Origin of the sequence: Terriglobus saanensis SP1PR4 (assembly GCF_000179915.2) — a bacterium.
Classification (GTDB): Bacteria; Acidobacteriota; Terriglobia; order Terriglobales; family Acidobacteriaceae; genus Terriglobus; species Terriglobus saanensis.
In genome coordinates this window covers 2,627,906-2,642,188 of sequence record NC_014963.1, presented here as the reverse complement: position 1 = coordinate 2,642,188, position 14,283 = coordinate 2,627,906, and the positions used below count along the sequence as shown (strand labels likewise).

11 protein-coding genes are annotated in these 14,283 nt (G+C 56.3%); 6 read left to right on the top strand and 5 right to left on the bottom strand.

The window, feature by feature from the left end:
- Positions 1–2: 2 nt before the first annotated feature.
- The 3 genes from ACIPR4_RS10890 to ACIPR4_RS21620 all read left to right on the top strand — a co-directional run bounded on the left by ACIPR4_RS10890 (position 3) and on the right by ACIPR4_RS21620 (position 4,326).
- Positions 3–2,648 carry an ABC transporter permease gene (locus tag ACIPR4_RS10890; protein ID WP_013568721.1) on the top strand — a complete coding sequence of 882 codons (2,646 nt, stop codon included), beginning with the start codon at positions 3–5 and terminating at the stop codon, positions 2,646–2,648.
- Positions 2,649–2,844: 196 nt separating this feature from the next.
- Positions 2,845–3,087 (top strand): hypothetical protein, encoded by a 243-nt coding sequence (locus ACIPR4_RS10885; RefSeq protein WP_013568720.1) that lies wholly within the window; start codon positions 2,845–2,847, stop codon positions 3,085–3,087.
- Positions 3,088–3,099: 12 nt separating this feature from the next.
- The gene (locus ACIPR4_RS21620) at positions 3,100–4,326 is read left to right on the top strand and encodes a sensor domain-containing diguanylate cyclase (RefSeq protein ID WP_013568719.1); all 1,227 of its coding nucleotides are present in this window, start codon (positions 3,100–3,102) and stop codon (positions 4,324–4,326) included.
- 139 nt (positions 4,327–4,465) lie between these two features.
- Here ACIPR4_RS21620 and ACIPR4_RS10875 read toward each other — a convergent pair whose 3' ends face one another.
- Positions 4,466–5,797 (bottom strand): alpha-amylase domain-containing protein, encoded by a 1,332-nt coding sequence (locus ACIPR4_RS10875; RefSeq protein ID WP_013568718.1) that lies wholly within the window; start codon positions 5,795–5,797, stop codon positions 4,466–4,468.
- Between the two features lie 78 nt (positions 5,798–5,875).
- Between ACIPR4_RS10875 and ACIPR4_RS10870 the strand changes: the two genes are divergently transcribed.
- A complete protein-coding gene (locus ACIPR4_RS10870; protein WP_013568717.1) occupies positions 5,876–6,364 on the top strand; it encodes an AI-2E family transporter in 489 nt (162 codons plus the stop codon).
- Between the two features lie 11 nt (positions 6,365–6,375).
- On the opposite strand, the gene ACIPR4_RS10865 is transcribed toward ACIPR4_RS10870, so the two are convergent.
- Together ACIPR4_RS10865 and ACIPR4_RS10860 are read right to left on the bottom strand one after the other, a co-directional pair.
- On the bottom strand, positions 6,376–8,145 hold the full coding sequence (locus ACIPR4_RS10865) for an ABC transporter permease (RefSeq protein ID WP_013568716.1): 1,770 nt from the start codon (positions 8,143–8,145) through the stop codon (positions 6,376–6,378).
- Positions 8,142–9,485 carry an ABC transporter ATP-binding protein gene (locus ACIPR4_RS10860; RefSeq protein ID WP_013568715.1) on the bottom strand — a complete coding sequence of 448 codons (1,344 nt, stop codon included), beginning with the start codon at positions 9,483–9,485 and terminating at the stop codon, positions 8,142–8,144. The genes ACIPR4_RS10865 and ACIPR4_RS10860 overlap by 4 nt, the downstream gene beginning before the upstream one ends.
- A gap of 178 nt (positions 9,486–9,663) precedes the next feature.
- Here ACIPR4_RS10860 and ACIPR4_RS10855 point away from each other — a divergent pair, with 178 nt between their 5' ends.
- Positions 9,664–10,044, top strand: a complete 381-nt coding sequence (locus ACIPR4_RS10855; RefSeq protein ID WP_013568714.1) for a response regulator — start codon at positions 9,664–9,666, stop codon at positions 10,042–10,044.
- A 109-nt stretch (positions 10,045–10,153) separates the two neighbouring features.
- Here ACIPR4_RS10855 and ACIPR4_RS10850 read toward each other — a convergent pair whose 3' ends face one another.
- Together ACIPR4_RS10850 and ACIPR4_RS10845 are read right to left on the bottom strand one after the other, a co-directional pair.
- Positions 10,154–10,786, bottom strand: a complete 633-nt coding sequence (locus ACIPR4_RS10850; RefSeq protein WP_013568713.1) for an LbetaH domain-containing protein — start codon at positions 10,784–10,786, stop codon at positions 10,154–10,156.
- Between the two features lie 28 nt (positions 10,787–10,814).
- A complete protein-coding gene (locus ACIPR4_RS10845) occupies positions 10,815–11,966 on the bottom strand; it encodes a glycosyltransferase (RefSeq protein WP_013568712.1) in 1,152 nt (383 codons plus the stop codon).
- Between the two features lie 858 nt (positions 11,967–12,824).
- On the opposite strand from ACIPR4_RS10845, the gene ACIPR4_RS10840 reads away from it, so the two are divergent.
- On the top strand, positions 12,825–14,249 hold the full coding sequence (locus ACIPR4_RS10840; RefSeq protein WP_013568711.1) for a UDP-glucose dehydrogenase family protein: 1,425 nt from the start codon (positions 12,825–12,827) through the stop codon (positions 14,247–14,249).
- Positions 14,250–14,283: the final 34 nt, after the last annotated feature.

Here is a 14,283-nt window from a genome sequence, read left to right as displayed (position 1 = left end):
TGATGGGAAAGATCTCGCAGTTCTTCAAGAAGGTTTTGGTCTTCGTACGTCGCGACAAGTTTCATCGTGACCTGGAAGAAGAGATGGCGTTCCATCGCGAGATGGCAGAGGAAGATCTGGTTGGGCATGGTGCGGGTTCCGGAGAAGCGCACTATGCCGCGAAACGGGTTTTTGGGAACGAAACACGATTGAGGGAACAGAGCCACGAGGTGATGGGGTTCCGTATGGAAAGTGTGCTGCACGATCTTCGTTTCGCCCTGCGGCAGTTGCGGCGGAGCCCCGGATTTGCGTGTACGGCGATAGGGGTGCTGACGCTGGGCGTGGCGGCGAGCGTAACGATCTTCTCGTTCGTGGATGCAGCCCTGATGAAGCCATTGCCTTACAAAGACTCTTCGCGACTCGTAGCTGTGTATGAGAAGGCGAGCTTTTGTCCGTTGTGCAATATTTCTTATCCGGATTATCTGGATTTCAAAAAACAGAACAAGGTCTTCAGCGCGCTGGATGCCTGGGCCTACAGTCGTTATTTATGGAAGAGTTCGACGGGAGTGGAATCGATGCAAGGCGCGCGCGTGGCCAGTGGGTTCTTCCACACGCTTGGAGTAAGTCCCGCGTTAGGGCGTGACTTTACGGAGGCTGATGACACACCCGCTGCTTCGCGCACGGTATTGCTGAGTTATGACACGTGGCAGAGGAGATTCGGCGGGAGGCGCGAGGTCCTGGGTCAGACGGTAACGCTGGATGATACGGCCTATAGCGTGATCGGTGTACTGCCGCGGGAGTTTCACTTTGCTCCGCGTGGCAATGCGAGTTTCTGGACTCCGCTGCATCATCCCACGGGATGTGAGAAACGGAGATCGTGCCACAACCTGTTTGCTGCGGGCCGATTGAAAGAGGGTGTTTCCGTAGCGACGGCGCTGGCGGAGATGCAGACGATTGCGGGGCAGCTGGAGCGGCAGTATCCAGACTCCAACCTCGGGCAAGGCGCGGCGGTGATCGCATTGAGCGACGCGATCGTGGGAGATGTGCGCCCCATCCTGCTGGTGCTGCTGGGTGGAGCGGGGCTGCTGCTGCTGATCGCGTGCGTGAATGTTGCGAGCTTGCTGCTGGTACGAGCGGAAAATCGCAGGCGAGAGATGGCCGTTCGTGGAGCGCTGGGTGCCTCCCCGGGGAGGCTGGTGCGGCAATTCGTTACGGAGGGATTGGTGCTTGTGACGGCGTCGATGACGCTCGGTGTGGTGAGCGCCTACGGCCTTTCAAGATTGCTGTTGAAGCTAATTCCTGCCGAGATGCTAGGCGGAATGCCTTACCTGCAAGGAGCGGGCATCGGCCCGCATGTACTGATGTTTGCCGCGCTGATTGCGGTCATCGCAGCGACGATTTTTTCGGTGACACCATTGATACGGTTGTCTTTGAGTGATTTGCGAGGAGACCTTGGCGAAGGCGGACGCGGCGCAGCGGGCACAATGTGGAAGCGGTTTGGATCGAATCTTGTCGCTGTAGAACTGGCCATTGCTGTGGTGCTGTTAGTAGGGGCTGGGCTGCTCAGCAAGAGTTTTTACAGGCTTTTGCATGTGGAGATGAACTTTCAGCCTGACCACCTCGCAACACTTTCGGTTGCGGCTCCCAATGCGAATTATGGAAAAGACGAGCAGATGATTACATTGTCCGATCGTGTGGTGGGGAGAATTGCGAGACTGCCGGGTGTGATCTCAGTGGGCCATACCAATCTTCTGCCAGTGAGCTGCAACTGCAATACAACCTGGTTTCGTGTGCTAGGCCATCCGTTTCATGGAGAGCACAATGATGCCCCGGAGAGAGGAGTGACGACGGAGTACTTCAAGACGATCCAGGCGAGGCTGATGCGTGGACGATTTTTCACGGAGACAGATGATGCGTCAAAGCCGCAGGTGATGGTGATCAACCAGACGCTGGCGAAGCAGTTCTTTCCCGGTGAAGACCCCATCGACAAGATGATCGGGAATACGGACCTCGCTCCGAAGTCGATGAGGAAGATCGTCGGTGTAGTGGACGACATTCGCGAGGGAACGCTGGAGCAGGAGATCCGCCCGGCGATCTACATTCCGTTCAAACAGGAACCAGACACAGACTTCAGCTTGGTGGCGAGGACGGCGCAGGATCCCAGCGCGTTGCTTCCGGAGATGGTGGCGGCCATTCGTGAGATTGACCCAAACCTTGCCGTGATCAATGGAACCACGATGTCCCAGCGTATCGGAGATTCTCAAACGGCCTACCTACACCGGTCATCAGCGTGGATGGTGGGAGCGTTTGCCTCGCTCGCTCTGCTGATGGGAGTGGTGGGGCTGTACGGAGTGATTGCGTATTCCGTAAGTCAGAGGACGCGGGAGATCGGTGTGCGCATTGCCCTAGGCGCGCCGCGCGGGTCTGTCTATCGAATGATCCTGGGCGAAGCGGGCATGCTGACTGTCATTGGGATCGCGGGTGGCCTGGCGTCTTCCATTGCTGTGGCGAGATTGATGCGAAAGCTGTTGTTCGGTGTGCAGGCGTGGGATGTTGCGACGCTGCTTGCGGTAGCGGTTGCGCTCGGAGTTTCCGCCATGGTGGCAAGCTATTTGCCAGCACGGCGCGCTGCCTCCGTAAACCCGGTAGAAGCACTCCGCGCTGAGTAACTTGTTCGCCGTACCAAATACCCTTTGGATTACGGTGAAGATCTCTCGCACGATCTGGCTATAGCGAAGGCCATCTTACCCTCACAAGCTATTGTGAGGTACGCCCTTTTATTGATACTGTCAGACTCTCGGTTCTGAGCAGAAGTTGGATACAGCATCCTACTGCCTGCCTGACGTATGAGAACTGAGGAAGACCTTGGGCTATCAACAATTGAGTTTCGGGCAGGTCACCTCCAGAAAGGCTCTCCGGATTACCGGAGAGTTTCTGGGAATCGTCTGTTTCGTGGCCCTTCTGGAAGAGCTGATACGGCATTTCGGTTTCTTCAATGGAGGTCAGGCCGTGTGGTGGCCGACGAATGGCTTCGCACTCGCTGTACTCTTGCAGACGGGTCGCTCGAAATGGCCACGGATCATCGTCGGAGTCCTGTTTGGTTCCTGAATTGGGCAGCTGGTGCATGGCTACCCTCTGCTGACAGATTTCGCGAATATGACCGCGAACGCGGTAGGACCACTTCTGGGTGCGTGGACGTTGCCGCGTTTCGAAAAGCTGGATGACTGGTTGCAGAAGCCGCATCTGGTCTCCCGTTTCGTAATATTTTCTCTATTCCTGGCGCCTCTGGTCTCCGGTTCGATCCTGGGAGCGTATCGCCACTTTCTACTTCAGGGATTTAGCTTTTGGACGGTCATGGAGCGCCGTGGGATTGCTGACATGCTCGGGTATGCCTTATTCACACCGCTAGTGTTGGTTCTTTGCTCGATCCAACTTCGTTCCGTCGCGAGGCTGCGCACCCTTTCTAGAACGATCCTGCTTTTGGTCCTTGTGGCGGTGATCGCGATTGCGGTTTTTGATCAATCGTCCTTCGCCCTGTCGTTTGTCCTGGCATCGGTCACGCTCCTGGTGACTTTGCGTCTCGGCTTTAGCGCCGCGGTGATCGCAGTCAACGTCATCTCAGTGATTGCCACAGTCGCTACTATGTCTGGCCATGGTCCCTTCGTTCTTGGAGGAGGAGCTGTCCTGTCTTCACGCATCATTCTTCTGCAGTCGTTTCTGACACTGAGCATGCTTGCCATCTTTTCCATCTCCGTCATTCAGCTTGAGCGCAAAAGCTTTCAGGACAAGCTGAAGGCGGCCTACGAACAGATGGAGTATCTCGCTACGACCGATCCGTTGACAGGGTTGACCAATCGAAGACGATTTGAAGAATTTCTCGAGGTGGAGTGGGCGCGTGCCTATCGTATGGGCAGTTCCGTTGCCATGCTGATGATCGATACTGACGATTTCAAGTTATACAACGATTCCTTTGGCCATCTCGCTGGGGATGATTGCCTGACCGCCATCGCGGAGGTCACGCTTCCGATGAAGCGCCGTTCCACCGACGTGCTTGCCCGATACGGAGGCGAAGAGTTCATCTTTCTTTTACCGATTAATACTTTGGCGAGCGCGGCGGTGATCGCGGAAGCTATCCGCGCCGGAGTGGAAGCCTTGTATGAACAGGAGGGCAGCCTTTTGAAACGAAAGGTGACCGTTTCGATCGGCTGTGCCGCGATGGTGCCTGGGCCGGGGTTGTTTTCAAAGATGCTGATCGAGGCATCGGACCGGGCGCTTTATCGGGCCAAGGAGAATGGCCGCAATAGGGTGGAGCTGGCAGAGCCGGTGTTGGCTGAGGTGGGGAAGTGAGGGGTAGCGAGAACCAGATCTCCCTTCGCTACGCTATGACAAAGCTTTGGGTTTCTACAGTGATCATGTTTGTGCGCCCTACGTGCCCCATTCTTTCGCGATGAAGCTGCGAAAGAATGGGGTACCAGAGAAGTATTTGCTATTCGAAGATGGGGACGTAGATGCAGTAGCCACGCGGTGGAGCAGGGAACTCAGCCTCTCCGTTTTCGTTGGTGGTGCGTTCGTCAGGATGCGCTTCGTCGTGGCCAGACCAAGCGAGCGGCTTGAACTTCTGGTTATGCCACTTGGTTTTGATCGACGTACCTGACCACTGGTCGCCGAGGTTGTTCAGAACGTAGATGAGGCCGGGCTGACCTTCTGTGCCGCCGCGCTGCATGATGTAGAGATCTGGATCTGCGTGGAGGATGCAGGCTTCTCCACCGGCGTAGCGATGGTGGGCGTCAATGAGCGCGTCGATGCCGTTGGGTGTAAGCGGGCGGGCAAGTTCGAGATTGTAATAGTCGTACCAGAAGATGCAGGGGTAGCCCTCGTTCACGAGAATGAAAGAGTACGCCAGAATCTTGTCATTCACGATCTCATTGCCACCCATGTCGTGGTTTTCGACAAAGGTTACGGCATTGAACGGGCGCTTGGAGACGACGGAACCATCGTCTGTGAGGTTGCGGAGATCGTAGTTGGGGGTATCACACATGTCCTTCAGCTTGTAACGAAGGGGAAAGTCAAAGGCGGCGATTTGGCCCTCGGTGACGGCGCGTACACGTTCGAGCCAGTTGTCGATGTCTTCGGGGCCGGACCAATATTCGCCGACAACAAAGGGACGAACCTCCTCGCCGTTACGTTCGTACTTATACTTGGCGAGAATGCCGATCATCCATGCGCCGAAGCCCTTCACGAAGTCGAAGCGGAAGCCGTCAAAGCCAAGTTCTTCGATGATCATGCGGGCGTAATCAAACATGTGTTTGTAGACCGATGGATTGCGGTGGCAGAGGTGAGGAAACCCGGCAAACTCTTCGCCTTCGATGATGGCTTCTTCGTAGCGGGACGGGTGGAAACAGTTCCAGTCACGAGGGAAACGGCCACTCTTGGGATTGAACTTGGTCCAACGCTTCTGTCCATCGAGAGGATTGACCTCTTCTTCATCCGCACCGGAGTTGTGGTTGATGACCATGTCGGCAATCGCGCCGATATGCTTTTCACGCATGCTGGCAAGGAGCTGTTTTAGTTCGGCTGAGTTGCCATAAAGGGTCTTGATCGCGCCCTTCTGGTCGAAGTCGCCGAGGTCGAAGTAATCGTAGGGATCGTATCCAGGGGAGTCGGGACTGGCGGCTTTAGAGATCGGGGGAAGCCACATGGTGTCGATGCCTGCGGCTGACAGTTCGGGGATTTTGGAGTTGAGGTAATTCCACCACTCGCCGCGCTTGTTTTCCTTTTGGGGAGCATCCCAGTAGAACGCCTGCATCATCACTGCCATGGTTTCTGTATCCTTTGAAGTTTCGGTACCTCACGTGTGATGCATCTCATGGGGTAGGCGTTTTATTGGGAGGCGACGATGCAGGAGGACCATTTGATCGGATCCAGCGGAGAGGTTCATCCCGCACGGCGCGCAGGAGCTGCACTGCTGGGTTGGTGGAGAGCGACGACGCTGGACGCGCTGATCGTTGGTGCGATGTGGCTGGTCGGGTTGTTGCTGATTCATGTACCGCTGGCGCCGATGTGGGCGATGATTGCCGCGTTCTGCCAGTTCGTCCCGGGGATTGGAACTTCGCTTTCGGTGTGCGGACCAGCGATTTCTGCGGCCTTTGCCTCAAGCGATACCGACTTCGACAAGCTCTGGTGGGTGCTTGGGCTGTATGCGTTCATCGTGATTGTAGATGGGCTTGTGATTCAACCGATGCTTCTGAAGCGGACGACGCGTGTGCCGTGGTGGGCCGCGTTGTTGGGACCGATTGTGGGTGGAATTTTGTTGCCGCCGTGGGGGGCGCTGTTGGCTCCGCCGGTATTGGCTGTGGTCTATGCGTTTCGCAAGCCCAAATCTTAGGGCGACGAAAGCTAAGCGCTGAGTTTGTACTTAGTCTCTGAGAGACGGAAGAGCGGTCGCCAGACAAGGCGGTTCATGGTAACGACCATGAGCGCCATGACGATGGTGGCGAGCAGGAGAAGCTGAAATTGGCCGCTGTCGGTAGCGGAGGAGATCTGCTCTCCCAGACCGAAGGTCTTCAGCGTCTGGTCATGGAGGCGGAAGTACTCCGCGACGATGCTCGCATTCCATGCACCGCCTGATGCGGTCAGAAGGCCTGTGATCAGGTAAGGGAAGATGCCGGGTAGGATGACAGTCTTCCATTTCTGGATGCGGCTGAAGCGGAAGAGGGTGGCGACTTCCAGAAGGTCTGTGGGAATGGCCATCGCCCCTGCGATCACGTTGAAGAGGATGTACCACTGTGTTCCTAGCAACATCAGCAGGATCGCCGCGAGACCCATGCCTCCCCGAAAGCGGACGAGGGCAAGAAGAAGGATAGGAAAGAGCGCTGTGGCCGGAACGGAGGCGGCGATCTGTGCGACGGGTTGTGCGATGCGTGCGAGTCGCGGATTGAAGCCGATGGCGACACCGACGGGGATAGTCCAAAGAGAAGCCAGTACAAGCGCAATATTGACACGAAGGAAAGTCGCTGCTGCTCCGCGCAGTATGGTGAGGAACTGCTGCAACTCGACGGAACGCAGCAGGTCAATGGCATGTACCGCGCTGTAGCCTACGCCGCAGAGCAAGGCTATGAAGACGATGGCACGAAGAACACGGGAGGGTGCGCCTCGCTTCACGGCGTCGTATTCGATGTGCGTGGTGCGCGTCGCGGCGAAGTGACGGTAGATCTTTTCGTTGAGTGGGCGAATGATTTTTTTGCTGACGGAGCGAAACGCGGTCGAGTGCTGCAGCGCGTGCAGAAGGGGAGAGCGCACGTGGGATTTGCTCTCCACCTGTTCGAACTTGAAGCGGTCGCTCCATGCGATCAGTGGCCGCCAAACGAGTTGATCGGTAAGCACCACGATGCCGATCATCGTTGCGATACCCCAGAGCATGGCGGGGAAGTTGCCGCGGCTGGCCGCGGTTTGCAGGTAGCTCCCGAGTCCGGGAAGACGGAAGTCACGCGGGCCGAGGACAAACATCTCGCAGGCCATCAGAAAGAACCATCCACCGGCGACGGAGACCATCGAGTTCCAGATAAGGCCTATGGCAGCATAGGGAAGTTCGAGCTGCCACAGGCGCTGCCAGCGCGAAAAGCCGTAGAGCGTCGCGGCTTCGTCCAGCTCCTTGGGAATGCTCTTGAGGGAGGCATAAAAGCTGAAGGCGATATTCCACGCCTGCCCGGTGAAGATGAGGATGATCGCACCGAGCTCGACGCCGATCTGGCGCGAAGGAAAGAGCGCCACCATGGCAAGCATGACACCAGGAAGAAAACTGAGGACGGGGATGGACTGCAGAATATCAAGCCCCGCAATCATCAAGGCTTCCAAACGGCGACTATACGCGGCTACGTAGCCGTATCCGATGGCGAAGGCCAGCGAAAGGAAGTAGGCGAGCGCCATCCGCACCATGGAGAAAAAGGCATAGCGAGGAAGAGCGCTTGGAGCCAGAGAGATGATGACGTCTGGCTGGGCGTGGGCCATCCACATCGTGGCGATACGCACGACACCGTAAAAGCAGGCGAGTCCGATGGCGGCGACGAGCAGATCCAGCATGACGGGCCAGGTGCGTCGCAGCACATGAGCGCGTGCAAGCGTTTCGCGCGTGCGCATGTAGCTGAAGTTACCCGGCAGCTGAATCATGCAACGACCTCATCTTCATCCGGCGGCATCTGCAGGGCTTCGGGATGGGTAAAGCGGCGACGTGAGGCGTCGAAGTCGAAGAGCTCAGCGAAGCGACCCCAATTGATGGCGGTTTCGAGCTGGCGTTGGGTCTCCTCTTCGCTGAACTGCTCATCGAGCATGTCGTGGAAGAACTCCTCGGGAACAGTATGGTCGCTCTTGGCGTCGATCGCGCGGACAATCTGACGAAGGAGAAGTACGTTTTCGACGGCGACTTCGCGGAAGATGTCTTTCTGACGAAGGATTTCGGCGTTGGCGTATTCAATGCCGATCGGGGTAAGGGCTGCGTCGCCTTCGTTGACGGTGAGGAAGCCGAGGAGAGACGCGGCGTCGACAATCGGCAGCAGATCGTCGATCTCGAAGGCCAGATCGTCGGCGAGACGATAGATGTCGTCCTTGCCATTATGGTCGAGCAGAAGTTCCAGCAAACCAGCGATGCCGCCGGGACGTGCGTGCGGCAACATCTGGTAGCTCATAAGGCGCTGATCGCGCACGCGTTTGCCGTCGGCTGTGCGCGGAAGGGCGGGCGGCTGCGTCTCAGGCTGTGTGAGTACCTTGTAGATGTAATCGACCAGGTCGAGGAAGGCGTGGGCCTTGCGATCGCGAGGATGCTGCAGATTGACTCGGAAGTCTGTGCGGACATGACCAGGATTGCGGCCAAGGACGATGATGCGGTCTGCGAGCTGCACGGCCTCTTCGATGTTGTGCGTGACGAGGAAGATGGACTTCGTGGGGATCGTCTTCTTGTGCCAGAGTTCGAGAAGCTCCGAGCGCAGATTCTCCGCAGTGAGCACGTCAAGAGCGGAGAAGGGTTCGTCCATGAAGAGTACTTCCGGCTCTACGACCAGGGCGCGGGCAAAGCCCACACGCTGGCGCATGCCACCGGAAAGTTCCTTTGGATATGCAGCTTGAAATCCATCGAGACCGACGGCGTCGAGCATGTGCTTGGAGCGTCGGCGACGTTCGATCGGATCCAGGCCACGTGCCTTCAGCGGAGCTTCCACGTTCTCAAGAACAGTGAGCCAGGGAAAGAGAGCAAAGTTCTGAAACACGATGGAGACATTGATCTCTGTCTCAGCGATGGGCTTTTCGTGCCAGAAGACCTTTCCTGCGGAGGGAACCGAAAGACCGGTGAGCATGCGCAGAAGAGTAGATTTGCCCGAGCCGGATGGGCCGAGAAGCGCGACGATTTCGCCTTCTGCAATGGACAGATCGGTGGGCGAAATTACCTGAATTCGGTTCTCGCTGGGCTGCGCGTAGTACTTTTCCACGCGCTCGGCTCGAATGATCGCTGGCTTCATAAGGTCGATGTTTCTTTAACGTGTGGTGATGCCTGAAGAGACTAAGGCAGAATCCAAAAGTGGGCCCGGTTACTGATAGACTGCGCCCAGCGTATCATCTCCCAAGGGTCCGCAGAGACCGGTTGTCCAGAGACTGTAAACTGCTTTGTCATATATAGTTGGAGTGGGTCAAAGAAATATGTCAGATATCGAAACGAATTCCTCCAAACCGCGAGTCCTGGTCGCCGATGACGAACAGGTAATTGCGAATACACTCGCGATCATTTTGAACCAGGCCGGTTTTGACGCGCGGGCCGTGTACTCAGGCGAAAGCGCCATTGAAACGGTTGAATCATTTCAGCCAAATATGCTCATCTCCGACGTCATCATGACGGGTATGACAGGGATTGAAGCGGCGATCGAGATTCGCAACCGTCTCCCGAAGTGCAAGATCCTTCTGTTTTCCGGACAGGCCGCAACCGCTGACCTTCTGGAGAAGGCGCGCGCGCAGGGCCACGAGTTCGAGATCCTGGCCAAGCCGGTACATCCGACCGATTTGCTCGCCAAACTTCGCAGCTAATAGCTTTTTAGGAAATCTGAATCGCGCCGGAAGCTCTTTAGCTCCGGCGCGAATCTTCGTGCCGTAAGCACGAAGATTTTGGTGGTCTTTCCACAGTGTGAAGAAGTACTTACGCCTCCGGTGCGTCGGCGATGTTGCTGGAGGTTTCGCTGGGATGAGTCTGAACGCGCTGCTTGATCCGCGCGGCGGGCGAACCGCCATATATGGTCCAGGGATCTAAGCTGCGCGTGGCGACGGCTCCCAACCCAAGTACGGCACCTTCTCCTACCTGGACACCGGGGCCTACGGAGGCACGCGCGCAGATCCAGGCGTAGGCTCCGACGGTCATGGAGAAGGCGATCAGCGGGAAGGCGGGATCATCATAGTCGTGCGTCGCACCGCAAAGGTACGCATCCTGAGAGAGGATGGCGTGTGACCCGAAGTGCATGGGGACGGGGTTGTAGATCTCAGCGCCGTTGGCAGCGGTCACCTGATCGGCGCAGATGAGATTCCAGGGCGCCCAGACGCGCGAACCGGGATAGAAGTGGCAGTTCGGACCCATGGTGGCTCCAAAGATCCGAAGCAGAAGGCTGCGCCATGCGTGCAGAGGCCGGGGAGAAGGCCGATAAAGCAGAAGCCAGCACGCGGCCCACAGGACACGACCGATGCGATTCTGCAGTGTGAACGCCGGACTGAGGTAAGGGTCAGCATCAGAGGCCGTGTCGATATGGTTTGCTGCATGATATTGCGGGGTCTTCGCCATCAATCTGTCCCTTCGGTGGAGTCTTGGTCTAGCGTTGCTGCGCTTGTTCAAAAAGGGCTATGACGGTCTTGGCAGTTTCCTGCGAATCGTACCGTGTATGAAAGGACTGCAGGGCGCGTGTCCGCATCCCCTTACGCTCTTCCGGAGAGACCTTGATCCAACGCTCAATGAGGTCTTCGGTGCCTTCGAGCGTGTCCGGCTCCATCAAGCCGATGCCATCTGAGACGACTTCGGGCGCGATGTTGACCTGATCTGAGACCAGAACTGGAAGACTGCAGGAGAGGGCCTCGGCAACGGCTATGCCGAAGTTTTCCTGATGTGAGGGAAGAATGAAGGCTTCAGCTGCATAAAGTGCGCCCCATTTAGAGCGGCCCTCCAGCATGCCGGGCCAATGGATACGATCGGAGACACCCGCTGTTTCAGCTATCTTTTGTAGATCTGTCGCCCATCCCTGCTGATCGGGGCCGCCGATCACAAGTTCCAGAGCGGGATCGAGATGCGCCTTCCGCGCAAAGGCTTCGACGAGAAGATCGACACCCTTCTTTCGATGAATGCGACCGAGATAGACCAGGAAGCGTTTGCCCTGCATGGCAGGCATTTGTTCAAAGAAGCTGGGGAGGCATTCTTCCGCTGTGCAGGGAGGTCCGCCTGAACCATAGGGAACCACCTGCGAAGTCCAGTCGTTGAGCGCAAAGCTCTGCCGGGCCAGCTTCTCCTCCTGAGCGGTGGTAAACAGGACGCGGTATGCGCCCTTAAGTACCCAATATTCCGCGAGGTACCAGTAAATGGCCTTCTTGAAATGCTTGAGTGGGAAGGTCTTTTTGAAGTATGGGTCGAGCATGCCGTGACTGAAAACGAGATAAGGCTTTATGCCTTTGGCAGAGAGCCTGGCACCCAAGCCACAGAACTGCCACAGACCATTGACAACGATTCCATCAAAGCGCCGCTGGTTGGCTTTGAGCCAGGGAATGAGCTTCGGGGTATAGCCATACGTCGCTCCCTCCGCGCCAAGAGGATGCACCGGGAACTTCAGATCTTTGAGAAAGGGGGAATCAGGACGATCGAACGTGACGACTTCTCCGATATAGCCGATCGAGGTATAGCTCATCAGGGTGCGAACGGATTGCACAGGGCCACCCGCTGCAGGATCCAGCGTGGCGATGATGTGGAGAATCCTCATTCTTCGGTCCCTGGCCCGGTGGTTCTGGAAGTCTTCTGTGTAAGCAAACCGCAATCTCCTCTGCAAGGTCCCAAGTTCGGGTGACAGCCTGGCGGTGAAGCCGACACGTTATGGCAGTCGTTGGGATAGGATATCCCGCGCAAGCGCATGCCCTTTCAGAGAAGTGCTGCGGAGCGTTACTTAGGAGTGATCTTTACTGCTGCGCGTCGGGATTGTGGTGAGCACAAAGACCATAATGAGAGCATCGGAACAAAGGAGAAGACTTGTTCTCCGCAAGGCGGAAACCAAGTTGCATGCGATTGTGGTCTCGCCTGCGGAGGAAGGTTGCGCTGATGATCTGGATGATTTTTGATAACGGCATGGAGCGAAGTGGGGAAGTGCCAGAGAACTGAGGGCGTACCTTGCGAGGGCCTGAGATGAGTATTAGGCCAACCCAGTTGTATCTTCGGAATTATTCCAAAGCAACTTAGTGTAGTGGTGCACATAATTTCTGTGACTGTACGCAGCGTTTTGTCGACACGTTCTGGGACGAGCGAGAGGAAGATACAAACGCAAAGCGTGAGCGATACGGCCGTGAAGAAAAAACCTTTGTCACCACGCGGCCTGTCCGATATCTATTTTTTCTTCTGCTTATCGCTCGGGATGACTGCTGTATTGCCGTGAGTGCACTGATCTTTGCAGAGGCCGCTGCAAGTGTTTTATTCCATGTAAACGCGATTTTATTTTGCGTAGGCGAGCGGAAGTATACTACGAGGAAATGTAGGCCGTTAGCGCTCATTGTCGCAATCAATGGCTTTTGACTCGGCTACAATTCTATTGACGGACATCATTTGCAAGTCCCGAGGAGGAAGTGAATACATGGCGCGTAGCGTAAAGATTGCAGTGGTTGGCTCCGGTTACGTAGGTCTCGTAGCCGCGGTTTGTTTTGCCGAGATCGGACACGAAGTTATCTGCATCGATAATGACTCTCGGAAGACAGAAGCTCTGAGCAACGGCATCTCCATTATTCATGAAGAGCATCTCCCCGAGCTGCTCGCAAAGCACAACGGCCATAAGATCAGCTTCACGACGGATCTCGCCGCGGCGGTGCAGGCCAGCGAAGTAATTTTTATCGCAGTAGGTACACCGCAGAGCGATACGGGCCACGCGGATCTCTCGTACATCGAAGCCGTTGCTTCCGAGGTCGCACGTTCGATCAATGGATACAAGGTGCTGGTTGAGAAGAGCACCGTTCCTGTGTACACGAACGAGTGGATCCGACGGACCATGGAGCGTCATGGCGTGGAGCACGATACCTTCGACGTCGTCTCCAACCCCGAGTTCCTGCGTGAAGGCACGGCAATTTCCGACTTTCTTCACCCAGACCGCATTGTTGTCGGTTCCGATCATGAGCGCGCGGCCGAGTTGCTAGACGCGATCTATGCGCCCCTCACCAAAGGCGATTACTACAAGCGTGCGGACGCGCTTCCAGGCCGCTTCAATGCCGAGAACCTTCCCCCGCTTCTCCACACTTCGACCAAAAGCGCCGAGATCATCAAGCATGCTTCCAATGCGTTTCTGGCGCTGAAAATTTCGTTCATCAATGCGGTTGCAAACCTCTGTGAGGCGGCAGAAGCAGATGTGGTCCAGGTGGCACAGGGTATGGGTCTGGATGAGCGCATCGGCAATCGATTCCTGAGTCCTGGCATCGGATATGGCGGATCGTGCTTCCCTAAGGACGTTGCCGCGTTTCGTTCGGTAGCCGAGCAGTTCGGTCTGGACTTCGGCCTGCTCAGCGAAGTGGAGAAGATCAACCGCGGACAGCAGAAACGCTTTTTCGAAAAGGTTCGTTCTGCGCTTTGGACTTTGCGTGGGAAGAAACTGGCTGTTCTCGGTCTGTCCTTCAAAGGCGACACGGATGACATTCGCGAGTCTCCAGCGATTGATCTGATTCGTCTGTTTCTTGCCGAGGGTTGCAGCATTACGGCCTATGATCCAGCGGCAATCGATCGCACGAAGGAAATTCTTCCGGCTTCGGACAAGCTCCGTTATGCTTCGGACGCCTATGACGCTGCGGAAGGCGCGGACGCTCTACTGATCCTCACGGATTGGAAAGAGTTTGCCGACCTGGACCTGGATCGGATGAGATTGCTTCTGCAGTTCCCGATTCTGATCGACGGCCGCAATCTCTATAAGCCCTCGAAGGTGACGAAGCACGGATTCTCTTACTTCAGCGTAGGCCGTTCTGTTGCTCGTCCAGTGCGTACCCCAAAGGCTTCAGTGCAAAAATTGCAAACTGTCTAAAAGCCTCAAACGATTTACGAACGAATATTCAGGG

What these genes read in the sequence shown, in the direction of transcription:
- ACIPR4_RS10890 (WP_013568721.1), top strand. Translation starts at nt 3, where the DNA reads ATGGGAAAGATCTCGCAGTTCTTCAAGAAGGTTTTGGTCTTCGTACGT.
- ACIPR4_RS10875 (WP_013568718.1), bottom strand. Translation starts at nt 5,797, where the DNA reads ATGGCAGTGATGATGCAGGCGTTCTACTGGGATGCTCCCCAAAAGGAA.
- ACIPR4_RS10870 (WP_013568717.1), top strand. Translation starts at nt 5,876, where the DNA reads ATGCAGGAGGACCATTTGATCGGATCCAGCGGAGAGGTTCATCCCGCA.
- ACIPR4_RS10865 (WP_013568716.1), bottom strand. Translation starts at nt 8,145, where the DNA reads ATGATTCAGCTGCCGGGTAACTTCAGCTACATGCGCACGCGCGAAACG.
- ACIPR4_RS10860 (WP_013568715.1), bottom strand. Translation starts at nt 9,485, where the DNA reads ATGAAGCCAGCGATCATTCGAGCCGAGCGCGTGGAAAAGTACTACGCG.
- ACIPR4_RS10855 (WP_013568714.1), top strand. Translation starts at nt 9,664, where the DNA reads ATGTCAGATATCGAAACGAATTCCTCCAAACCGCGAGTCCTGGTCGCC.
- ACIPR4_RS10850 (WP_013568713.1), bottom strand. Translation starts at nt 10,786, where the DNA reads ATGGCGAAGACCCCGCAATATCATGCAGCAAACCATATCGACACGGCC.
- ACIPR4_RS10845 (WP_013568712.1), bottom strand. Translation starts at nt 11,966, where the DNA reads ATGAGGATTCTCCACATCATCGCCACGCTGGATCCTGCAGCGGGTGGC.
- ACIPR4_RS10840 (WP_013568711.1), top strand. Translation starts at nt 12,825, where the DNA reads ATGGCGCGTAGCGTAAAGATTGCAGTGGTTGGCTCCGGTTACGTAGGT.